The organism is Streptomyces sp. NBC_01525 (assembly GCF_045040405.1).
GTDB lineage: Bacteria > Actinomycetota > Actinomycetes > Streptomycetales > Streptomycetaceae > Streptomyces > Streptomyces benahoarensis.
The window spans coordinates 3,081,722-3,102,500 of the sequence record NZ_CP109397.1; the positions used below are offsets into that span (position 1 = coordinate 3,081,722).

A 20,779-nucleotide genomic window follows, 5' to 3' on the forward strand; every position below is an offset into this window, starting at 1 on the left:
GAACGTCACCGCGCCGCGCCCTTCCGGATGACGGCCGCCAGCTCCAGTGCCACGGGAGCGGCACACTCCCCGAGGCTCACCAACGCGTACCCGGCGCCGTCGGCACGGAATACGGGCCGGACATCCATCACAGGGAGCTGAACACCCGCCTGCTGCAACGCCGCACCGAGCTGCCGCCGCGCCTCCTCGACCTCTTTGACCTTCTTCACCGTTCGCTCGCCACTCGTCGTCATATCGTTCATTCCGAACACCTCTTGTGTGCTTCCTCGTTGAGGGAATAACGGGATTTCCGCACTCCAACCATGGCCCGGCAAAAGCCATTTGAGGCCACGCCGGGCGTTGCCACAGCGACGGACAACAACGGGAGGACACACGTGCCCGAACCGACGGACGACACCACACAGAGCGCAGGCGAAACACTCGCCTACGCGCTGCTGACGCTCCGAGAAAAAGCGAACAAGTCACTCAGCCAACTGGCGGAGGACACGGGATACGACCGGAGTTACCTCAACCGCCTGGAGAACGGACAGCGGCTCTCCAAGCCGACGGTCATGGAGGATCTGGACAGCTACTACGGCACCGGAACCTTGCTCTTCAAGCTCTGGAAGCACGCCCGAGACGACGTGATCGTGGACAGGTACAAGCTGTTCATGCAGTACGAAGAGGGCGCCGTCATCATGCACAAATACATGGAGGTGATGCCCGGACTTCTCCAGACGGAGGACTATGCGCGCGTCGTTCTCTCCTCCGCGCAGAACCGCTGGAGCCCGGAGGAGTTGGAAGAACAGGTAGCCGCCCGCGTCGGGCGGCAGGAGCTGCTACGACGGACGCCCGCACCGAACGTACGGGTCATCCTGAACGAGTCCGTGCTCAGGCGCCCGACGGCAGACCCGAAGACCTGGGCGGACCAGCTCACTCACCTCGTCGAGGCCGCCGACCGACCGGCCATAGTGCTTCAGGTCCTCCCGTTCTCCACCGGGGTGCATGACCTGCTGGGTGGCTCCTTGTCCTTGCTGTGGCAGGCCGACGGCTCCGGTGTTGCCTATCTTGAGGGCAACAAGTTGGGCCAGCTGACCGAAGATCCGCAAGCGGTGGCGCGCCACCGCTTGTCCTACGATCGGGTGCGAGACGCGGCTCTCTCGCCGTCAGCCTCAGTGGACTTCGTCCGAAAGATCATGGAGGGCAGCTCATCATGAACACCCCCGACCTCCGCTCCGCACGGTGGCGCAAGAGCAGCTACAGCGACGGAGGCGACGGCAACTGCGTCGAGATCGCCGACGGCTTCCCCGGCGTTCTCCCGGTCCGCGACTCCAAGAACCCCGAGGGCCCGGCGCTCGCGTTCCCCATAACCGCTTGGGCTCCGTTCGTCGCCGCGGTCAAGGACGGGCAGCTCACCGCCTGAGTGTCGCGACGACGGACACCGACGGGAACGGCCCTCGCCAAGCGGCGAGGGCCGTTCCCGTACAGCGGTGCAGGCCGCAGGCCCTACGGCGTAGCCCGCCGCCGCCGCGCCCCGGGCCGCCGCTCGCTGGGGCGGGTCACCGGGTCACCCGCCTCGATGGCGGCGTCGCGGCGTGCCGCGCCGAAGTCCGCCAGCGCCTCCGCCAGCTTGTGCACCGACGGCTCGGGCGAGAGCACATCCACCCGCAGCCCGTGCTCCTCCGCGGTCTTCGCGGTCGCCGGGCCGATACAGGCGATGACCGTGACGTTGTGCGGCTTGCCCGCGATGCCGACGAGGTTGCGGACGGTCGAGGACGAGGTGAAGAGCACCGCGTCGAAACCGCCGCCCTTGATCGCCTCGCGGGTCTCCGCGGGCGGCGGCGACGCCCGCACCGTGCGGTACGCGGTGACGTCGTCGACCTCCCAGCCCAGCTCGATCAGGCCCGCCACCAGCGTCTCGGTGGCGATGTCGGCGCGCGGCAGGAAGACCCGGTCGATCGGGTCGAAAACCGCGTCGTAGGGCGGCCAGTCCTCCAGCAGCCCGGCCGCCGACTGCTCGCCGGACGGCACCAGATCGGGCTTCACGCCGAAGGCGATCAGCGCCTTGGCGGTCTGCTCACCGACCGCCGCGACCTTGATCCCGGCGAACGCCCGGGCGTCGAGACCGTACTCCTCGAACTTCTCCCGGACCGCCTTGACGGCGTTGACCGAGGTGAAGGCGATCCACTCGTACCGGCCGGTGACCAGGCCCTTGACCGCGCGCTCCATCTGCTGCGGGGTACGCGGCGGCTCGACGGCGATCGTCGGGACCTCGTGCGGCACCGCGCCGTACGAGACGAGCTGGTCGGAGAGCGACGCGGCCTGCTCCTTCGTCCGCGGTACGAGGACCTTCCAGCCGAACAGCGGCTTGGACTCGAACCACGACAGCTGGTCACGCTGCGCCACGGCGCCCCGCTCACCGACCACGGCTATGACCGGCTGCCCGCCGTCCGCCGACGGCAGCACCTTGGCGGCCTTCAGGACCTGCGCGACCGACCCGAGGGTGGCGTTCCAGGTGCGCTGGCGGGTGGTCGTACCGGCGACGGTGACCGTCATCGGGGTGTCGGGCTTGCGGCCCGCCGACACCAGCTCTCCGGCGGCCGCGGCCACCGAGTCGAGGCTGGTGGAGACGACGGCGGTCGCGTCGCTGCCGCCCAGCTCGGCCCAGCAGCGGTCGGTCGCCGTCCTCGCATCGACGAACCGGACATCGGTGCCCTCGGCGGCGCGCAGCGGCACACCGGCGTACGCGGGGACGCCCACGGCGGTGGCGATGCCGGGCACGACCTCGAAGACGATGCCCTCGGCCGCGCAGGCCAGCATCTCCTCGGCGACGTTGCCGTCCAGACCGGGGTCACCGATCACGGCACGGACAACCCGCTTGCCGGTGCGCGCGGCCGCCATGACAAGATTGGCGGTGTCACGCAGTGAGGAAACTTCTGCGGGCAGGACGGGCTTTGACGCCTCGTCAGCTGACGCCTGCAGCGGTGTGTCCACCTGTGCGCGGGCGTGCACGCGCACGACATCCAGCACCTGCGGGTCGGCGATCAGCACGTCCGCCTGGCCCAGTGCCTCCACGGCACGCAGCGTCAGCAGACCCGGGTCTCCCGGCCCGGCACCGAGGAAGGTGACCTGACCGGAGGCGGAGTGATTCGGGGCGGTGGGGTTCAAAGTGCTCGCTCCCCCATAAGACCGGCCGCACCCTTGGCGAGCATCTCGGCGGCGAGTTCACGGCCCATGCGCAGCGGCGTCGTGGCGTCGTCGGGAGAGGCGGGTACGTGCCCGGTGGTGGACAGCTGCACCAGCGCGCTGCCGTCGGTCGTGCCGACGACGCCGCGCAGGCGCATTTCGGTGACAGCCTGTTCGTCAGCCTGCAGGTCGGCCAGCGCACCCACGGGTGCGCTGCAGCCGGCCTCCAGGGCAGCGAGCAGGGAACGCTCGGCGGTCACGGCGGCCCGGGTGAAGGGGTCGTCGAGCCCGGCGAGCTCGGCGGCGAGGTCTGCGTTGACCGCAGCACACTCGACCGCCAGTGCCCCCTGGCCGGGGGCGGGCAGAACCATGTCGGGCGACAGCAGCTGCGTCGCCTCGTCGATACGGCCGATCCGGGTGAGCCCGGCGGCCGCCAGTACGACGCCGTCCAGCTCGCCCTTCTCGACGAAGGCGATACGGGTGTCGACGTTCCCGCGGATCGGCACCGCCTCGATGCGGCGGCCCAGCTGCCGCGCCCAGGCGTTGAGCTGCGCCATCCGCCGCGGGGAGCCCGTCCCCACCTGGGCGCCGTCCGGCAGCTCCTCGAAGGCGAGCCCGTCCCTGGCTATGAGCGCGTCCCGCGGGTCCTCGCGCCGCGGCACCGCCGCCAGCGTGAGGTCGTCGGGCTGCGCCGTCGGCAGGTCCTTGAGCGAGTGGACCGCGAAGTCGATCTCCCCGGCGAGCAGCGCGTCGCGCAGCGCGGAGACGAAAACGCCGGTGCCGCCGATCCGCGCGAGCTGCTCGCGGGAGGTGTCGCCGTACGTGGTGATCTCCACCAGCTCGACGGGGCGGCCCGTCAGCTCGCGGACTGCGTCGGCGACCTGTCCGGACTGGGCCACGGCGAGCTTGCTCCGCCGTGTGCCCAGCCGAAGGGGCGTGCCCCTCGTTGTGCTGTCAGTCATGCCCGCTCCCGTGCTGCATCGTGCCTGTCGGCCCGCGTATCGGCCCTGCTGACGGCGGCGACCGTCTGGGGGTCGAGATCGAAGAGTTCCCGCAGCGCGTCCGCGTACCCGGCGCCGCCGGGCTCGCTGGCGAGCTGCTTGACCCGCACGGTGGGCGCGTGCAGGAGTTTGTCGACGACCCGGCGCACGGCCTGGGTGATCTCCGCGCGCTCCTTGTCGTCCAGGTCGGGGAGGCGGCCGTCGAGCCGGGCCATCTCGCCCGCGACGACACCGGCGGCCATGGTGCGCAGGGCGACCACGGTCGGCGTGATGTGCGCCGCCCGCTGGGCCGCACCGAAGGCGGCGACCTCGTCCGCGACCAGGGACCGCACCTTGTCCACATCGGCCGCCATCGGCGCGTCCGCGGACGCGTCGGCCAGCGATTCGATGTCGACGAGGTGCGCACCCTCGACGCGGTGGACGGCGGCGTCGATGTCCCGCGGCATCGCCAGGTCGAGCAGCGCCAGGTCCGCGGCGCGCCCGGCGCGGGCGGCGGCAACCGCCTCGGCGCCGAGCACCAGACCGGTCGCCCCCGTACAGGAGACCACCACGTCGGCGGCGGCCAGCTCCGCGTCGACGGCGGACATCGCCACGGCGCGGGCCCGCAGGCCGGTGGCGGCGCCGGGGCCGCCCGGCTCGGTGAGGATCCGGGTCAGCCGCTCGGCGCGCTCCACGGTGCGGTTGGCGACGGCCAGCTCGCCGACCCCGGCGCGGGCCAGGGTGGTGGCGGCCAGCGACGACATCGAACCGGCGCCGATCACCAGCGCCCGCTTGCCGCGCGCCCAGTCCGCGACGTCCGCGCCGCCCGCCAGCTGCTCCAGACCGAAGGTGACGAGCGACTGCCCGGCCTTGTCGATACCGGTCTCGCTGTGCGCGCGCTTGCCGACCCGCAGCGCCTGCTGGAAGAGGTCGTTCAGCAGCCGCCCGGCGGTGTGCTGCTCCTGCGCGACGGCGAGCGCGTCCTTGATCTGCCCGAGGATCTGCCCCTCGCCGACGACCATCGAGTCCAGGCCGCAGGCCACCGAGAAGAGGTGGTGGACGGCGCGGTCCTCGTAGTGGACGTAGAGATACGGGGTGAGCTCGTCCAGCTCGGCGGCGCCGTGGCGGGCCAGCAGCGTCGACAGCTCGGCGACACCGGCGTGGAACTTGTCCACGTCGGCGTACAGCTCGATGCGGTTGCAGGTGGAGAGCACGGCGGCCTCGCTCACCGGCTCGGCCGCGACGGCCTCCTGGAGCAGCTTGCCCCGCGCCTCGGGCGCGAGCGCGGCCCGCTCCAGCGCACTGACCGGCGCGGTGCGGTGACTCAGTCCTACGACGAGCAAACTCATGCCGGCATCACGGCGGGGACGTCCCCGTCCGGTCCCTTACGGTCATCGGCCGGTGCCACGGCGGCGGCCTCCGCGACGGCGCGGGCCGCGGGCGCCGGTGCGGCCGCACCGTCGTCGCCGGCCTTGCGCTGCTCGTGGAAGGCGAGGATCTGCAGCTCTATGGAAAGGTCGACCTTGCGGACGTCCACACCGTCCGGGACGGTCAGCACGGTCGGCGCGAAGTTGAGGATCGAGGTGACGCCGGCGGCGACGAGGCGGTCGCAGACCTGCTGGGCGGCGCCCGCGGGCGTCGCGATCACGCCGATCGAGACGCCGTTGTCCTCGATGATGTGCTCCAGCTCGTCGGTGTGCTGCACCGCGATACCGGCGACGGGCTTCCCGGCCATGGCGGGATCGGCGTCGATCAGCGCGGCCACCCGGAAGCCACGCGAGGCGAAGCCGCCGTAGTTGGCGAGCGCGGCGCCGAGATTACCGATGCCGACGATGACAACCGGCCAATCCTGGGTGAGGCCGAGTTCCCGCGAGATCTGGTAGACGAGATACTCCACGTCGTAACCGACACCACGCGTCCCATAGGAACCGAGGTACGAGAAGTCCTTGCGCAGCTTGGCGGAGTTGACTCCCGCCGCGGCGGCCAGTTCCTCGGAGGAGACCGTGGGGACCGAGCGCTCGGAGAGCGCGGTCAGTGCACGCAGATACAGCGGAAGCCGGGCGACGGTGGCCTCGGGAATGCCTCGGCTTCGGGTCGCCGGTCGGTGAGTTCGGCCAGTTGCCACGGTGCTCCTGCGGGTAGAGCGGGGCTGCGGGCGGCCATACATCACCCGACCGCCCTGTCCTGTGCAGGCTATGTCTTTGTGAACGTGTGCACAAAGACAATGTCCGTTTTGTCTGGCCAAAGTGATCGGTGTCACGCGCCTTTTGACGCGGTCCGCGGAACCAACTTCCGCACCACGCCGTTCGCCCGCTACCCGCAGGTCACACGGGTTCACCGACGGGAGCACGCGCCCTCACTCCTCACCGCTATGCCCCCGGAAACCTACAAATCGCCCGCCGATGGTAGTCGACCTCCAGGCCGTCCCGCGCCGCCGCGCTCCCGGCACAATGGCCCCATGGCCCCCTCGTTCGGCATGTTCAGCCGCGCCCCCCGCAAGAGCCCCGCAGAGCGCACCGTCACCCTCATCGGAAAGCCCGGCTGCCACCTCTGCGACGACGCCCAGGCCGTGATCGAGCGGATCTGCGCCGAGACCGGCGCCTCCTGGGAGAAGAAGGACATCACCGAGGACGCCGAGCTGCACCGCACGTACTGGGAGCAGATTCCGGTCATCCTCGTCGACGGTGCCCAGCACGACTTCTGGCGCGTCGACCCGAAGCGCCTCCGGGATGCACTGGGGGCCTGAGGGCGGCAGAGGTCGGCGGACGCCGATCCGCCCGGCCCCGGGACCCCGCGTTCCGCCCGCGTGGCCCCTCCCTACGGGAGCGGCGCACGGCGCCCGGGGACGGCGCCCGCCCGCGGCCCGCACGCCCCCGGCGCCCCGGACCCGCCGGACGCCCGCCGACCAGGCCCGCCACCCACCCGTCACCCCCTCCCCCGTAGCGCGACGCCGGGCCGTCACCGGAACCACGGAGCCGACTGGCTACGCTGTCCATATGGCCCGCCCGTCGCCCGACCACCGCCCCGGCAGGAGCCCCTTCGGGACGCCCGACGTGCCGTCGCCCGAGGATCGCTCCGGCACGGCCCCTTCCGACACCCCGTCCGCCGCCCCCGGCCACCGCCTCGGCGCCGCGCTCGCCGGGGTGCGCGCCCCCGCCTGGCTCAGCCGCCGTCGTCGCCCCGCCACCGCCCGCAGCGTGCTGGCCGGCGAGGCCGCCGCCGAGGCCGCCCGTAAGACCTCCCAGGAGGCCGAGGAGGCGGAGGCGGAGCAGGCCGAGGGTGCCGCTGCGGAGGAGCCGGAGTTCCCCGTCGTCGGCGACGACCGCGCCGCCGCCTTCTTCGACCTCGACAACACGGTCATGCAGGGCGCCGCCCTCTTCCACTTCGGCCGCGGCCTCTACAAACGCCACTTCTTCCACAAGCGCGAACTGGCCCGCTTCGCCTGGCAGCAGATCTACTTCCGCCTGGCCGGCTCGGAGAACCCCGAGCACATGGCCGACGTCCGCAACAGCGCCCTCTCCATCGTCCAGGGCCACCGCGTCTCCGAGCTGATGTCCATCGGCGAGGAGATCTACGACGAGTACATGGCCGAACGCGTCTGGCCCGGCACCCGCGCCCTCGCCCAGGCCCACCTCGACGCCGGGCAGAAGGTCTGGCTGGTCACCGCGGCGCCGGTCGAGACCGCGACGATCATCGCCCGGCGGCTCGGCCTGACCGGCGCGCTCGGCACCGTCGCGGAGTCCGTCGGCGGCGTCTACACCGGCAAGCTCGTCGGCGAACCGCTGCACGGCCCCGCCAAGGCCGAGGCCGTCCGCGCGCTCGCCGCCGCCGAGGGCCTCCAGCTCGCCCGCTGCGCCGCGTACAGCGACTCCGCCAACGACATCCCGATGCTGTCGCTCGTCGGCCACCCCTACGCCATCAACCCCGACGGACGGCTGCGCAAGCACGCCCGGGAGCACGGCTGGCGGCTGCGCGACTACCGCACGGGCCGCAAGGCCGTCCGCATCGGCATCCCGGCCGCCGCTGGGGTCGGCGCGCTCGCGGGCGGCGCGGCCGCCGCCGCCGCCCTCCAGCGCCGCCGCCGCTGACCGGCCCGGCCCCCGCACGCCGCCGCCGCCGCTGACCAGGATTGATCACCGGCAGGCGGCCGCTTCCGTTCCTTCCGGTGCACCGCTCCGCCCCCACCCGCGGTCCGGTTGCTGGCGCTCCACCACAACACGCCCTCCAACCTGGCAGATTGCGTCACCTTTCGATCAAAAGCTGCTCAGTAATCGATACTACTTCCGCCACCAATCAGGCACGGATCGTAAGTAATCGATGATTTGAACAACTGGGTGTAGCGCTGCCTATACGAAGCGTTATTCTCCTCAGACGCATTCCGGAACCCGCACGTCCCTACGACGAGTGAACGGTCCCGCACTGCACGTGATGGAAGCTCTGCCTCTGGGAGTCCCGTGTACCCACACGTCGGGGTTGACGCCTCGGGCCTGGCTACGCTGCGTACGACACTCGTCGACCACCTGCGCAGTTTTGTCCCCACCGCGTACGCCGTCCCCGCATTCGCCACAGCCGTCCCCGCCGGCCCCTGCTACGCCCTGGCCGACGGGAGCGCGGCGGTCGGCAAGCCCTCGACCGCCGGCAGATCCCGCCGTTCCGGCACCGGCACGACCACCGCCCGACGTCCCGTCGACAGCGACAGCCGTCGCATGATGGACCTCGTCGAACGCGCCCAGTCCGGAGAGGCCGAAGCCTTCGGCCGGCTCTACGACCAGTACGCCGACACGGTCTACCGCTACATCTACTACCGCGTCGGCGGCCGGGCCACCGCCGAGGACCTCACCAGCGAGACGTTCCTGCGGGCCCTGCGCCGCATCGGCACCTTCACCTGGCAGGGCCGCGACTTCGGCGCCTGGCTGGTGACGATCGCCCGCAACCTCGTCGCCGACCACTTCAAGTCCTCCCGGTTCCGCCTGGAGGTCACCACCGGCGAGATGCTCGACGCCAACGAGGTCGAGCGCAGCCCCGAGGACTCCGTTCTCGAATCGCTCTCCAACGCCGCCCTCCTGGAGGCGGTCCGCAAGCTCAACCCCCAGCAGCAGGAGTGCGTGACCCTGCGCTTCCTGCAAGGTCTCTCCGTCGCCGAGACCGCCCGCGTGATGGGCAAGAACGAAGGCGCGATCAAGACCCTCCAGTACCGCGCGGTGCGCACCCTCGCCCGGCTGCTGCCCGAAGACGCCCGCTGACCAACCGCCCACCCCCGCCCCCTTGCTCGCCGCCCGGTCACACGTACGCCCACTTTCGGTGACGTACGGTGAGCGGCCGTGCCCCCTCGGTCAGATCATCGTGTGTGCGTAACCCGTGTGCCGCGCCGCTCGTTGTGCGGGATGCAGGCTCCATGCGGTCACGCCCCGTCCGCTGCCTCTCACTCCTTCGAGTGGCCGCGGAGGGCGGCGTGCAACCGTCCGGCCCGTCTGGATGGTCCAAGCCAGTCAGGGGAGTCGAGCGGGATGACGAGAGGAGGTGCCGCCCGTGATCGCGAATATCTCGGTGCACCGGCGGGCCAACGCCTTCGCCCAGGCCCTGGAGGACCAGAGCTCCCGGGGCGCGGCCGAGGACCAGGACAACACCACGGCCCAGACGCCGGGTGAAGCACGACTGTTGGCGGTGGCGGACGGCCTCGGGGAACTCCCGAAGCCGGAGATGGCCACCGAGGTCAAGACCGTCCAGCGCGCCCAACTGATGGCCGCGATGGAGGCCGCCTTCGCCGAAGGCAGCCCGTCCGACGGTGCCCGGGTGCCCGAACAACGCTCCTCCGGCGGCGCCCACCGCGCCGCCGAACAGCTCGGGAGACTGCGTCCGCGCTCCCGGCTGACGAAGCGGCTGGCGGCGGGCGGGCTGACCGTCGGCGTCGCCGCCGGGGCGTTCAGCGGCGTCGCCGCCGCCAGCTCCGACGCCCTCCCGGGCGACACCCTCTACGGCCTCAAGCGCGGCATGGAGGACTTCAAGCTCGGCCTGAGCGACGACGACGCCGACCGCGGCCGTCTCTACCTCGACCAGGCCGCCACCCGGATGCTGGAGGCCCGCCGCCTGATGGAGCGCGGCCGCGTCGCCGACCTCGACCGCGAATCGCTCGCCGAGGTCCGCCGGACGCTGACCGGGATCACCCACGACGCGGGCGAGGGCCACCGCCTGCTGTACGCCGCGTACGAGCGCGACGGCTCCCTCGGTCCCATCGAGACGCTGGACTCCTTCACCACGTCCCACCGCACCACCTGGACGCAGCTGCGCGACCGGCTCCCCGCGCAGCTCACCGACGCGCGGGACGAGGTCAGCTCGGTCTTCGACGCGATGGACAAGCAGGTCAAGCCGTTGCGCGGGCTGCTGCCCACGCCGGAGAAGGCGGCACGGCAGGGCGCCTCCCCGGGTACGCCGGACCGCGCGTCCGGGCAGCCGAACCCGTCACCGACCGTGGAGCGCGCCCCGTCCGGCACGCCCGGCGACGCCGGCCACCCGGCCCGGCCGTCGGCCACTCCGTCCGAGGAGCAGGGGCTGCTCGGCGGCGACACCGGCGGCCTGCTCGGCGGCCCCGCCCACGACGACGCCCCCACACCGTCGCACGGCGGCGGCAAAGGCGCCGGTGACCACCCGGACATCACCGTCCCTCCGCTCATCCCGGGCCTGCTGCCCGGTCTGGGCATCGACGGCGAGAGCACCCACGGCTGACCGGCGTACGGCCCGCTCCCCTCGGCCCTGTGCCGGGCGGGGAGCGGGCCGTACCGCTGTCAGAAGAAAACCGGGTGTCAGAAGAAAACCGACCGGCGCTGCACCAGCAGCTTGTACAGCGTGTGCTGAATCGTTTCCCGGACCTGGTCGGTGAGGTTGAACATCAGCATCGGGTCGTCGGCCGCCTCCGGCGGATAGCCGTCCGTCGCGATCGGCTCGCCGAACTGGATCGTCCACTTCGTCGGCAGCGGCAGCGCGCCCACCGGCCCGAGCCACGGGAACGTCGGCGTCAGCGGGAAGTACGGCAGCCCCAGCACCCGCGCCAGCGTCCTGGCGTTGCCGATCATCGGGTAGATCTCCTCGGCGCCCACGATCGAGCACGGCACGATCGGCGCCCCGGCCCGCAGCGCCGTCGAGACGAATCCTCCCCGCCCGAAGCGCTGGAGCTTGTACCGGTCCGCGAACGGCTTGCCGATGCCCTTGAACCCCTCCGGCATCACCCCGACGATCTCCCCGCGCTCCAGCAACCGCTGCGCGTCCTCCGCGCAGGCCAGGGTGTGCCCGGCCTTCCGCGCCAGCGCGCTGACCACCGGCAGCACGAAGACCAGATCGGCCGCGAGGAGCCGCAGATGCCGGTCGGCCGGGTGGTGGTCGTGCACCGCGGCCTGGAGCATCAGGCCGTCCAGCGGCAGCGTCCCGGAGTGGTTCGCGACGACCAGCGCACCGCCGTCCGCCGGGATGTTCTCCACGCCCCGGACATCGACCCGGAAGTACTTCTCGGCCAGCGGGCGCAGCAACGACATCAGGACCTGGTCGGTCAGCTCCTCGTCGTAGCCGAAGTCGTCGACCTCGTACTCGCCGGTGAGACGCCGCCGCAGGAAGCGCAGGCCCCCGGCGAGGCGGTCGTCCAGCGAGCGGCCGCCGCGTGCCGCCGGCTGCGCCGGGCGCGACGGGCCGCCGGTGCGGGCCTCCGGTACCGGCGTGAGCGGGACCGCGGTGCCGTTCACCGGCCGCCGGGCCGTGCGGCGCGCCCGGGGCTCCTCGCCGAACGGAATGACCTTGGCGTCCGCCATCTCGCGTGCACTCCTCACTGGGCCGGACGCGCGCAGAGCGCGTCGGCGAGCCGGTCGACGGTACGGGCGAGGCAGTCCGGCGGCAGCAGCCCCGGGCCCCGGCTGCGGGCGAACTCCGCGAACGTCTCCGCCGTCGTGTACTGCGGGTCGAAGCCCAGCGTCTCGCGCATCTGCGTGGTGCGGACGACCCGGCCGTGGGTGAGCAGCCGGATCTGCTCCGGCGAGAAGTCCGAGACGCCGACGGCGCGGAGCGCGGCGCCCGCCCAGGTCACGGTGGGCAGCAGCAGCGGCAGCGTCGGCCGCCCGAGCCGGCGGGCGGTCTGCGACAGCAGCAGCACGCCGTCGCCCGCGATGTTGAACGTGCCGCTGTTGAGCGTCCCCCGGCGCGGTTCGGACGCCGCGATCAGCAGCGCCGCCAGCGCGTCCTCCTCATGTACGAACTGCAGCCGCGGGTCGTACCCGAGGACGGTCGGCAGCACCGGCAGCGAGAAGTACTCGGCGAGCGGGGAGTCCGCGCACGGCCCGAGGACGTTGGCGAAGCGCAGGACGCACACCGCGACGTCCGGGCGGCGCCGGGCGAAGCCGCGGATGTATCCCTCGACCTCGACGACGTCCTTGGCGAACCCGCCGGACGGCAGCGACTTCGGCGGGGTGTCCTCCCCGAAGACCGCCGGGTCGCGGGGGGCCGAACCGTAGAAGCTGGTACTGGACTTGACGACCAGCCGCTGTACCCGGGGTGCCTTCTGGCACGCGCCGAGCAGCTGCATGGTGCCGATGACGTTGGTCTCCTTGACGGCGGTGCGGCCGCCGCGGCTGCCCAGCGGGGTGCCGTTGACGTCCATGTGGACGACGGTGTCGACGCCGGTCTCGGCCAGGACGCGGGCGATGGCCGGATGCCGGATGTCGGCCTTCAGGAACTCCGCACCGTCCAGCGGATGCGCGGGGGCCACCGCGTCGACGCCGATCACCCGCTCCACGGCCGGGTCGCTGAGGATCCGACGGACGAACCGTCCGGCGAGCTGCCGGGCGACTCCCGTGACGAGCACGACCCTGCCCAAGACCGGCCCTCCTTCCGCCCTCGGCCGCCGCCTGCGCCGAGCTGTGCGCTCCACGCTATCGGGTCGCTGTCACGCCACGACGACCTCACGCTGCCCGCGGTCGCGTTTCCGCCCCACCGGCCCCAGGGGCGGCCTCGGGAGCAGCCTCAGGGGCGGCCTCGGGGGCGGGCCGAACGGGCCCCGAACGCACCGTGGCCCCCCACCGCACGGGGCGGTGGGGGGCCACGGAAAACGCGATCCGCGTCGCTTACTTCTTGTTGCGACGCTGCACGCGGGTGCGCTTGAGCAGCTTGCGGTGCTTCTTCTTGGCCATCCGCTTGCGCCGCTTCTTGATAACAGAGCCCACGACTACCCTCGCTCACTTCGAATTACTCGGTGCGGGGCGTCCGAGCCCACACTACCTACATCGGGCCAGCCTACCCGGCGCCGGGCGTACCGCGTAATCCGAGGGCCCGGGAGCCTCCGTCAGGCCGATTCGACGCCTACGTAGGACTCCCGGAGGTAGTCGTGGACCGCCTGCTCCGGCACGCGGAACGACCGGCCCACCCGGATCGCGGGCAGATGACCGCTGTGCACCAGGCGGTACACGGTCATCTTCGACACTCGCATCACGGTGGCGACCTCCGCCACCGTCAGAAAAACGACCTCGTTCAGAGGCTTCTGGTCCGCAGCCATGCCACACCTGCACCTTCCGCATATGACGGGCACCGGCTTCCCCTCCGGTCACTCTTCGTCGCTATGCGCTCACTCCCCAATTTAGGGGCGTGTGATGCGAGTGGGGAAGAGGAGCCACCGGGACCGTAAAAGGCCCCGCTACCAGGGCAGTTCCGCTCTATTGAGGACATAGCGCCACAGCGGCTGGTAGTGTGCGGCGGCCACCGCGTCGTCCAGGGGCACCACCGCGCACACCCGGCCCTCGGCCTCCCCGACAAACGGCCCCGGATCGTCCGCATCCGCCAGCCCGATCGCCTCAAACCCCAGCTGACCTGCACCGCAGATCCAGCCGTGATCACCGACGACCAGTTCCGGCAACGGACCGCCGCCGTCCGCCGCGGCGGCCAGGGCCAGCCGCACGGGGAGGGGCGAATGGGTATGCACGCGCCCCTCCCCGGATGCGCCCCCCACGCCGGTCCCGCGCATCAGCGCGACTCCCCGTACGTAGTCGAGTACGTACGTGCGTACGCCGAACCGCGTCGTCAAGTCGGCGTGGAAACCCCGCCCCGGGGTGAGCACGGCACACCCCGCCGCCGCGAGGCCGTCCGCGAGCGCGGCGTAGAACTCCAGCAAGCCGTGCGGGTGGCCGGTGCCGAGCAGCACCGGGGCGCGCCGGGCCGCCGCCGCGGCGATCCGGCCGGCGAACCGCTCCAGGGCGGCGAGCGTGCGGTCCGGGTCGATCACGTTCGGCCCCCGGGTGTGCACCGGGTCCGCCGCCACCCCGCAGCACCGCGCCATCAGCCGCAGCACCTCCGCGACCGGCCACTCCCCTACGGGTTCGAGCCCCAGCAGCGCCCGGGGGTCGCGCGCCGCGAAGAGGCGGTAGCGCTCCAGGCTCTTCTCCCGCGGGGTCGCGAGGGTCCCCGCGAGCCGCGCCTCGATCAGATGGGCGCGCAACGCACCGGTCCCCGACACGGCGCCCATGCTGACCCGCCACCCGCGCCTACGGGCCGGAACCGCCCGGTAGTCACACATCCGGACGCACCGGGAACGCCACGCGGCGGGACATACGAGGGCAAGCCGGGGCCGGTCCGTACGAGGGCGGGCCGGGGCCGTTCCACCACGAGGCGGCCCCCCGCACGCCCTCGTACGCGCTCACCTCACGGCAGCAGACCGTGCGCCGGGAAGACCGCCCGGCGGGTGGCGAGGATCGCCTGGTCGAGCCGGTCCGCCGGGTCGTAGCCGCCCTCGGCGAAGTCGCGCCAGCGCGGTTCCACGCCGTCGGTCATCCGGTGCGGCGCGGGCTGCCGGGTGCGGCGGAACACCTCGTGCCGCCAGCCCTCCGGCACCCGCGTCTCCGGGGCGAGCGGGCGTCCCGCGGCGATGGCCGTCAGATGGGTCCAGGCGCGCGGCACGACGTCCACCACCGCATACCCGCCGCCGCCCAGCGCGATCCACCGCCCGTCCGCGTGCTCGTGGGCCAGCGTGTGGCAGGCCAGCGCCACCGCCCGCTGCCCGTCCAGGCTCACCCCGAGGTGCGCCAGCGGATCCTCGATGTGGGTGTCCGCGCCGTGCTGGGTCACCAGGACCTGCGGCCGGAACGCGCCGAGCAGTTCGGGCACCACGGCGTGGAACGCCCGCAGCCAGCCCGCGTCGCCGGTCCCCGCGGGCAGCGCCAGGTTGGCCGCGCTGCCCTCCGCGCCCGGCCCGCCGGTCTCCTGCGGCCAGCCGGTCCCCGGGAACAGCGTCCGCGGATGCTCGTGCACCGAGATGGTCAGCACCCGCGGGTCCTCCCAGAACGCCGCCTGCACCCCGTCCCCGTGGTGCACATCGGTGTCGACGTACGCGACCCGCTCCACGCCCAGCTCCAGCAGCCGCGCGATGGCCAGCGCCGCGTCGTTGTAGATGCAGAAGCCCGCCGCCCCGCCCGGCATCGCGTGGTGCAGCCCGCCCGCGAAGTTCACCGCGTGCAGCGCGTCCCCGCGCACCACCGCCTCCGCGGCGCCCACCGACTGACCGGCGATCAGCGCCGACGCCTCGTGCATACCGCGGAACGCCGGATCGTCCTCGGTGCCCAGCCCGTACGTGGCGTCCGCGGCCGCCGGATCGGCGGAGGCGGCCCGTACCGCGTCGAGGTAGTCGGCGCGGTGCACCAGCCGCAGCGTCGACTCGCCCGCGGGCCGCGCCGCGACCACCTCCACCGGCGCCCGGTCCAGACCGAACGCCTCCACCAACCGCATGGTCAGCGCCAGCCGTACGGGGTCCATGGGATGCCCGCGGCCGAAGTCGTAGCCCGTTACTGCCTCATCCCACATCAGCTGTGCGCGGCCGCTCATGTACGTCACCGTATCGGGCACCGGACGGCCCGAACGCGCGGGCGTACACCAGCGTCACCAACACCAGCAGCATCGGTACGAGCATCGCGCCCCGATAGCTCCACGCATCCCCGAGCGCCCCCACCAGCGGCGAACCCACCAGAAAACCCACATAGTTGAAGATGTTCAGCCGCGCGATCGCGCCGTCCGCCGCCCCGGCACCGTCCCGCTCGTACGCCAGCCGCCCGGCCGCCGCGAACGTCTGCGGCACGATCACACAGAGCCCGAGGCCGAGCAGGGTGAACCCGGCCATCCCCGCCCACGCGCCCGGCGCCGCCGCCACCACCGCGAAGCCCCCGGCCGCGACGACCGCACCGGCGCGCACCACCGCGACCGCCCCGAAGCGCCGCACCCCCAGATCCCCGACGGCCCGCCCGAGCAGCGTGGTGATCATGTAGACGTTGTACGGCACGGTCGCCAGCTGCTCGGAACTGCCCAGCACGTCCTGGAGATACTTCGCGCTCCAGTTGGAGACCGTCGAGTCCCCGATGTACGCGCACGCCATCACCAGGCAGAGCGGCAACAGCAGCCGCATCGAGGCGGCGGCCGCCCCGCCGCTCGCCGCACCGGTGCCGCCCTGCTCGGTGGCCACCGCCGTCGGCCCGTCGACGAACCACCGCCCGGCGACCACCGCCACGGGGACGAGCACCGCCACCACCGGCCCGTAGAGCACCGCGAGCGACAGTTGCCAGTGCGCCCCGGCCCACGCCAGCGACGCCCCGACGATGCCGCCCAGGCTGTACGCGGCGTGGAAGCCGAGCATGATGCTCCGGCCGTACGCCCGCTGGAGGCTGACCCCGAGCATGTTCATGGCGGCATCCAGCGCGCCCACGGCCAGCCCGAACACGGCCAGCGCCACGGCCGCCTGCGCCATCGAACCGGCCACACCGGCCGCCAGCAGCGCCAGACAGACCACCGGCTGCACCCCGCGCAACACCCGGCTCGGCCGCACCCGCCGCACCAGCTGTTCGGTCAGGACGCTGCCGACCCCGGCCAGCACCGGCACCGCCGCGAGAAAGGCGGGCAGGACGGCGTCGGAGATCCCGTACCGGTCCTGGATCGCCGGAATCCGCGTCACCAGAAGCGCGAACACCGTGCCCTGAACGAAGAAGCTGAGGGCCAACGCGACCCTGCCGTACCGCGCTTGCGAACCTGGACCCCGAGGCGCCGTCATGGCCGCACAGCCTAGAACTCGCCGCTACCAAGGGGTAGATGGATCACCGCGCCATTCCGCGGTCGATGGCGAGTGGCTGCGCGGGCTACACCGACAGCAGCGCGGGAAGCTCCGCCATCTCCGCGAAGAGCCCGGTGGCGTCACCCAGGCGCGCGGCGGGCGTCATCGCCGTGAATCCGTACACGTCCATGCCCGCGGCCCGCGCGGCCGCCACCCCCAGCGGGCTGTCCTCGACGACGGCACAACGCTCCGGCTCGACGCCCATCCGCTCGGCCGCGTGCAGAAAGAGGTCCGGCGCCGGCTTTCCCCGCCCGACGTCCTGCGCGGAGAAGATCCGCTCCTCGTCGAAGCGCCCGAAAAGCCCGGTGGTACGAAGCGCCACCCGAATCCGCTCATGACTACCGGACGACCCGACGCAGTACGGCACCCCCTCCGCGGCCAGCCGGTCCAGTACGGAGCCGACGCCCCGCACCGGCTCCAACTCCGTACGGAACGCGGCGAAGACCCGGGCATGGAATTCCTCGTCGAACTCTTCGGGCAGCCGCTTCCCGGACCGCTCCAGCACGGTGTCATGAATACGGTGCATGGCCGAGCCCATGTAATCCCGTATCGATTCCTCGTACGTGGTGGAGTGGCCCAGCTCGGTGAGATGGCCGGCGAGGATCCGGTTCGAGATCGGCTCGCTGTCCACCAGCACACCGTCATTATCAAAAATGACCAGGTCGTAGCGCATCTCCCGAGCGTAACGGGCCTGAACGCAAAAATGCTCCGGTTCCCGGAAACCACTAACTGGTTTCCGGGAACCGGAGCTCAAAAATAGTTCGGCGGCGTCCTACTCTCCCACAGAGTCCCCTCTGCAGTACCATCGGCGCTGAAAGGCTTAGCTTCCGGGTTCGGAATGTAACCGGGCGTTTCCCTAACGCAATGACCACCGAAACACTATGAAGTTGACCAACCCGGCATCAACACAGGTCGTTACTTCAGAACCTACACAGTGGACGCGAGCAACTGAGGACAAGCCCTCGGCCTATTAGTACCAGTCAACTCCACCGGTTGCCCGGCTTCCATATCTGGCCTATCAACCCAGTCGTCTACTGGGAGCCTTAACCTCTCAAGGAGGTGGGAGTACTCATCTCGAAGCAGGCTTCCCGCTTAGATGCTTTCAGCGGTTATCCTTTCCGAACGTAGCCAACCAGCCATGCCCTTGGCAGGACAACTGGCACACCAGAGGTTCGTCCGTCCCGGTCCTCTCGTACTAGGGACAGCCCTTCTCAATACTCCTACGCGCACAGCGGATAGGGACCGAACTGTCTCACGACGTTCTAAACCCAGCTCGCGTACCGCTTTAATGGGCGAACAGCCCAACCCTTGGGACCGACTCCAGCCCCAGGATGCGACGAGCCGACATCGAGGTGCCAAACCATCCCGTCGATATGGACTCTTGGGGAAGATCAGCCTGTTATCCCCGGGGTACCTTTTATCCGTTGAGCGACGGCGCTTCCACAAGCCACCGCCGGATCACTAGTCCCTACTTTCGTACCTGCTCGACCCGTCAGTCTCACAGTCAAGCTCCCTTGTGCACTTACACTCAACACCTGATTGCCAACCAGGCTGAGGGAACCTTTGGGCGCCTCCGTTACTCTTTAGGAGGCAACCGCCCCAGTTAAACTACCCACCAGACACTGTCCCTGATCCGGATCACGGACCCAGGTTAGACATCCAGCACGACCAGAGTGGTATTTCAACAACGACTCCACAACCACTGGCGTGATCGCTTCACAGTCTCCCACCTATCCTACACAAGCCGAACCGAACACCAATATCAAGCTATAGTAAAGGTCCCGGGGTCTTTCCGTCCTGCTGCGCGAAACGAGCATCTTTACTCGTAGTGCAATTTCACCGGGCCTATGGTTGAGACAGTCGAGAAGTCGTTACGCCATTCGTGCAGGTCGGAACTTACCCGACAAGGAATTTCGCTACCTTAGGATGGTTATAGTTACCACCGCCGTTTACTGGCGCTTAAGTTCTCAGCTTCGCCATGACGAATCATGACTAACCGGTCCCCTTAACGTTCCAGCACCGGGCAGGCGTCAGTCCGTATACATCGCCTTACGGCTTCGCACGGACCTGTGTTTTTAGTAAACAGTCGCTTCTCGCTGGTCTCTGCGGCCACCACCAGCTCACCGAGTAAATCGGATCACCAGCAATGGCCCCCCTTCTCCCGAAGTTACGGGGGCATTTTGCCGAGTTCCTTAACCATAGTTCACCCGAACGCCTCGGTATTCTCTACCTGACCACCTGAGTCGGTTTAGGGTACGGGCCGCCATGAAACTCGCTAGAGGCTTTTCTCGACAGCATAGGATCATCCACTTCGCCACAATCGGCTCGGCATCAGGTCTCAGACTATATGCACGACGGATTTACCTACCGTGCGTCCTACACCCTTACCCCGGGACAACCACCGCCCGGGCTGGACTACCTTCCTGCGTCACCCCATCACTCACCTACTACCACCTTGGATCAGCGGCTCCACCACTCCCCTCAACTCCGAAGAGATCAGGGCGGCTTCACGGCCTTAGCATCAGAGGGCTCGATGTTTGACGCTTCACAACGGGTACCGGAATATCAACCGGTTGTCCATCGACTACGCCTGTCGGCCTCGCCTTAGGTCCCGACTTACCCTGGGCAGATCAGCTTGACCCAGGAACCCTTAGTCAATCGGCGCACACGTTTCCCACGTGTGTATCGCTACTCATGCCTGCATTCTCACTCGTGAACCGTCCACAACTCGTTTCCACGGCTGCTTCACCCGGCACACGACGCTCCCCTACCCATCACCACACCCGTTAGGGCTCCCATGGCAATGACATGACTTCGGCGGTGTGCTTGAGCCCCGCTACATTGTCGGCGCGGAATCACTTGACCAGTGAGCTATTACGCACTCTTTCAAGGATGGCTGCTTCTAAGCCAACCTCCTGGTTGTCTCTGCGACTCCACATCCTTTCCCACTTAGCACACGCTTAGGGGCCTTAGTCGATGCTCTGGGCTGTTTCCCTCTCGACCATGGAGCTTATCCCCCACAGTCTCACTGCCGCGCTCTCACTTACCGGCATTCGGAGTTTGGCTAAGGTCAGTAACCCGGTAGGGCCCATCGCCTATCCAGTGCTCTACCTCCGGCAAGAAACACACGACGCTGCACCTAAATGCATTTCGGGGAGAACCAGCTATCACGGAGTTTGATTGGCCTTTCACCCCTAACCACAGGTCATCCCCCAGGTTTTCAACCCTGGTGGGTTCGGTCCTCCACGAAGTCTTACCTCCGCTTCAACCTGCCCATGGCTAGATCACTCCGCTTCGGGTCTTGAGCATGCTACTGAACGCCCTATTCGGACTCGCTTTCGCTACGGCTCCCCCACACGGGTTAACCTCGCAACATACCGCAAACTCGCAGGCTCATTCTTCAAAAGGCACGCAGTCACGACTGCCGTCCAAAGACGACAGCGACGCTCCCACGGCTTGTAGGCACACGGTTTCAGGTACTATTTCACTCCGCTCCCGCGGTACTTTTCACCATTCC

General features: G+C 70.0%; 19 protein-coding genes and 2 rRNA genes (1 of these 21 only partly in view). 6 read left to right on the forward strand and 15 right to left on the reverse strand.

Features of this window, described 5'->3' with window-relative positions; all coding sequences use genetic code 11:
* Positions 1 to 5: 5 nt before the first annotated feature.
* A complete protein-coding gene (locus tag OG422_RS13720) occupies positions 6 to 242 on the reverse strand; it encodes a hypothetical protein (RefSeq protein WP_405743013.1) in 237 nt (78 codons plus the stop codon).
* A 60-nt stretch (positions 243 to 302) separates the two neighbouring features.
* Between OG422_RS13720 and OG422_RS13725 the strand changes: the two genes are divergently transcribed.
* Together OG422_RS13725 and OG422_RS13730 are read left to right on the forward strand one after the other, a co-directional pair.
* Positions 303 to 1,196, forward strand: a complete 894-nt coding sequence (locus OG422_RS13725) for a helix-turn-helix transcriptional regulator (protein WP_405743015.1) — start codon at positions 303 to 305, stop codon at positions 1,194 to 1,196.
* A complete protein-coding gene (locus tag OG422_RS13730) occupies positions 1,193 to 1,402 on the forward strand; it encodes a DUF397 domain-containing protein (RefSeq protein ID WP_405743017.1) in 210 nt (69 codons plus the stop codon). Before OG422_RS13725 ends, OG422_RS13730 begins: the two co-directional genes overlap by 4 nt.
* Positions 1,403 to 1,485: 83 nt before the next feature.
* On the opposite strand, the gene OG422_RS13735 is transcribed toward OG422_RS13730, so the two are convergent.
* From OG422_RS13735 to OG422_RS13750, 4 genes are read right to left on the reverse strand one after another with little or no spacing between them, the layout of a single operon-like run.
* Entirely contained in the window at positions 1,486 to 3,147 is a 1,662-nt protein-coding gene (locus OG422_RS13735; RefSeq protein WP_143943173.1) for a bifunctional uroporphyrinogen-III C-methyltransferase/uroporphyrinogen-III synthase, read from the reverse strand.
* The gene (gene hemC, locus OG422_RS13740) at positions 3,144 to 4,127 is read right to left on the reverse strand and encodes a hydroxymethylbilane synthase (RefSeq protein ID WP_405743019.1); all 984 of its coding nucleotides are present in this window, start codon (positions 4,125 to 4,127) and stop codon (positions 3,144 to 3,146) included. Before hemC ends, OG422_RS13735 begins: the two co-directional genes overlap by 4 nt.
* Positions 4,124 to 5,494, reverse strand: coding sequence for a glutamyl-tRNA reductase (locus OG422_RS13745; RefSeq protein ID WP_405743021.1), 1,371 nt, complete (start codon positions 5,492 to 5,494; stop codon positions 4,124 to 4,126). The genes hemC and OG422_RS13745 overlap by 4 nt, the downstream gene beginning before the upstream one ends.
* Positions 5,491 to 6,270: a redox-sensing transcriptional repressor Rex gene (locus tag OG422_RS13750; RefSeq protein ID WP_143943176.1), complete on the reverse strand. Its 780-nt coding sequence runs from the start codon at positions 6,268 to 6,270 to the stop codon at positions 5,491 to 5,493. Before OG422_RS13750 ends, OG422_RS13745 begins: the two co-directional genes overlap by 4 nt.
* Before the next feature lie 333 nt (positions 6,271 to 6,603).
* Between OG422_RS13750 and OG422_RS13755 the strand changes: the two genes are divergently transcribed.
* The 4 genes from OG422_RS13755 to OG422_RS13770 all read left to right on the forward strand — a co-directional run bounded on the left by OG422_RS13755 (position 6,604) and on the right by OG422_RS13770 (position 10,868).
* Positions 6,604 to 6,891 carry a glutaredoxin family protein gene (locus tag OG422_RS13755; protein ID WP_405743023.1) on the forward strand — a complete coding sequence of 96 codons (288 nt, stop codon included), beginning with the start codon at positions 6,604 to 6,606 and terminating at the stop codon, positions 6,889 to 6,891.
* Between the two features lie 397 nt (positions 6,892 to 7,288).
* Positions 7,289 to 8,233, forward strand: coding sequence for an HAD family phosphatase (locus tag OG422_RS13760; RefSeq protein ID WP_143943078.1), 945 nt, complete (start codon positions 7,289 to 7,291; stop codon positions 8,231 to 8,233).
* A gap of 366 nt (positions 8,234 to 8,599) precedes the next feature.
* Positions 8,600 to 9,388, forward strand: coding sequence for an ECF subfamily RNA polymerase sigma factor, BldN family (locus OG422_RS13765; RefSeq protein ID WP_405743025.1), 789 nt, complete (start codon positions 8,600 to 8,602; stop codon positions 9,386 to 9,388).
* Positions 9,389 to 9,674: 286 nt separating this feature from the next.
* Positions 9,675 to 10,868 carry a DUF5667 domain-containing protein gene (locus tag OG422_RS13770; protein WP_405743027.1) on the forward strand — a complete coding sequence of 398 codons (1,194 nt, stop codon included), beginning with the start codon at positions 9,675 to 9,677 and terminating at the stop codon, positions 10,866 to 10,868.
* Positions 10,869 to 10,945: 77 nt separating this feature from the next.
* Here the strand turns inward: OG422_RS13770 and OG422_RS13775 are convergent, their stop codons facing one another.
* The 10 genes from OG422_RS13775 to OG422_RS13820 all read right to left on the reverse strand — a co-directional run.
* Positions 10,946 to 11,941, reverse strand: coding sequence for a lysophospholipid acyltransferase family protein (locus OG422_RS13775; protein ID WP_405743029.1), 996 nt, complete (start codon positions 11,939 to 11,941; stop codon positions 10,946 to 10,948).
* Positions 11,942 to 11,955: 14 nt separating this feature from the next.
* Positions 11,956 to 12,999 carry an NAD-dependent epimerase/dehydratase family protein gene (locus OG422_RS13780; RefSeq protein WP_143943073.1) on the reverse strand — a complete coding sequence of 348 codons (1,044 nt, stop codon included), beginning with the start codon at positions 12,997 to 12,999 and terminating at the stop codon, positions 11,956 to 11,958.
* 247 nt (positions 13,000 to 13,246) lie between these two features.
* On the reverse strand, positions 13,247 to 13,345 hold the full coding sequence (locus tag OG422_RS13785; RefSeq protein WP_003948845.1) for a 30S ribosomal protein bS22: 99 nt from the start codon (positions 13,343 to 13,345) through the stop codon (positions 13,247 to 13,249).
* A gap of 119 nt (positions 13,346 to 13,464) precedes the next feature.
* On the reverse strand, positions 13,465 to 13,674 hold the full coding sequence (locus OG422_RS13790; RefSeq protein ID WP_157848084.1) for a helix-turn-helix domain-containing protein: 210 nt from the start codon (positions 13,672 to 13,674) through the stop codon (positions 13,465 to 13,467).
* Positions 13,675 to 13,812: 138 nt separating this feature from the next.
* Positions 13,813 to 14,637: a phosphatase gene (locus OG422_RS13795; protein WP_405743032.1), complete on the reverse strand. Its 825-nt coding sequence runs from the start codon at positions 14,635 to 14,637 to the stop codon at positions 13,813 to 13,815.
* 176 nt (positions 14,638 to 14,813) lie between these two features.
* A complete protein-coding gene (locus OG422_RS13800) occupies positions 14,814 to 15,989 on the reverse strand; it encodes an acetoin utilization protein AcuC (protein WP_405743034.1) in 1,176 nt (391 codons plus the stop codon).
* Positions 15,958 to 17,202 (reverse strand): MFS transporter, encoded by a 1,245-nt coding sequence (locus OG422_RS13805; RefSeq protein WP_405743036.1) that lies wholly within the window; start codon positions 17,200 to 17,202, stop codon positions 15,958 to 15,960. Before OG422_RS13805 ends, OG422_RS13800 begins: the two co-directional genes overlap by 32 nt.
* 85 nt (positions 17,203 to 17,287) lie before the next feature.
* Positions 17,288 to 17,935, reverse strand: a complete 648-nt coding sequence (locus OG422_RS13810; protein ID WP_405743038.1) for an HAD family hydrolase — start codon at positions 17,933 to 17,935, stop codon at positions 17,288 to 17,290.
* Positions 17,936 to 18,021: 86 nt separating this feature from the next.
* Positions 18,022 to 18,138, reverse strand: a 5S ribosomal RNA gene (rrf, locus tag OG422_RS13815).
* A gap of 74 nt (positions 18,139 to 18,212) precedes the next feature.
* Positions 18,213 to 20,779, reverse strand: a 23S ribosomal RNA gene (locus tag OG422_RS13820); it runs 554 nt beyond the window's last position.

Bases quoted from the DNA above. Each gene is read 5' to 3' on its own strand.
- OG422_RS13800 (WP_405743034.1), bottom strand. From the start codon at position 15,989: ATGAGCGGCCGCGCACAGCTGATGTGGGATGAGGCAGTAACGGGCTAC.
- OG422_RS13775 (WP_405743029.1), bottom strand. From the start codon at position 11,941: ATGGCGGACGCCAAGGTCATTCCGTTCGGCGAGGAGCCCCGGGCGCGC.
- hemC (WP_405743019.1), bottom strand. From the start codon at position 4,127: ATGACTGACAGCACAACGAGGGGCACGCCCCTTCGGCTGGGCACACGG.
- OG422_RS13745 (WP_405743021.1), bottom strand. From the start codon at position 5,494: ATGAGTTTGCTCGTCGTAGGACTGAGTCACCGCACCGCGCCGGTCAGT.
- OG422_RS13720 (WP_405743013.1), bottom strand. From the start codon at position 242: ATGAACGATATGACGACGAGTGGCGAGCGAACGGTGAAGAAGGTCAAA.
- OG422_RS13805 (WP_405743036.1), bottom strand. From the start codon at position 17,202: ATGACGGCGCCTCGGGGTCCAGGTTCGCAAGCGCGGTACGGCAGGGTC.
- OG422_RS13795 (WP_405743032.1), bottom strand. From the start codon at position 14,637: ATGGGCGCCGTGTCGGGGACCGGTGCGTTGCGCGCCCATCTGATCGAG.
- OG422_RS13810 (WP_405743038.1), bottom strand. From the start codon at position 17,935: ATGCGCTACGACCTGGTCATTTTTGATAATGACGGTGTGCTGGTGGAC.
- OG422_RS13730 (WP_405743017.1), top strand. From the start codon at position 1,193: ATGAACACCCCCGACCTCCGCTCCGCACGGTGGCGCAAGAGCAGCTAC.
- OG422_RS13755 (WP_405743023.1), top strand. From the start codon at position 6,604: ATGGCCCCCTCGTTCGGCATGTTCAGCCGCGCCCCCCGCAAGAGCCCC.
- OG422_RS13790 (WP_157848084.1), bottom strand. From the start codon at position 13,674: ATGGCTGCGGACCAGAAGCCTCTGAACGAGGTCGTTTTTCTGACGGTG.
- OG422_RS13725 (WP_405743015.1), top strand. From the start codon at position 303: ATGGCCCGGCAAAAGCCATTTGAGGCCACGCCGGGCGTTGCCACAGCG.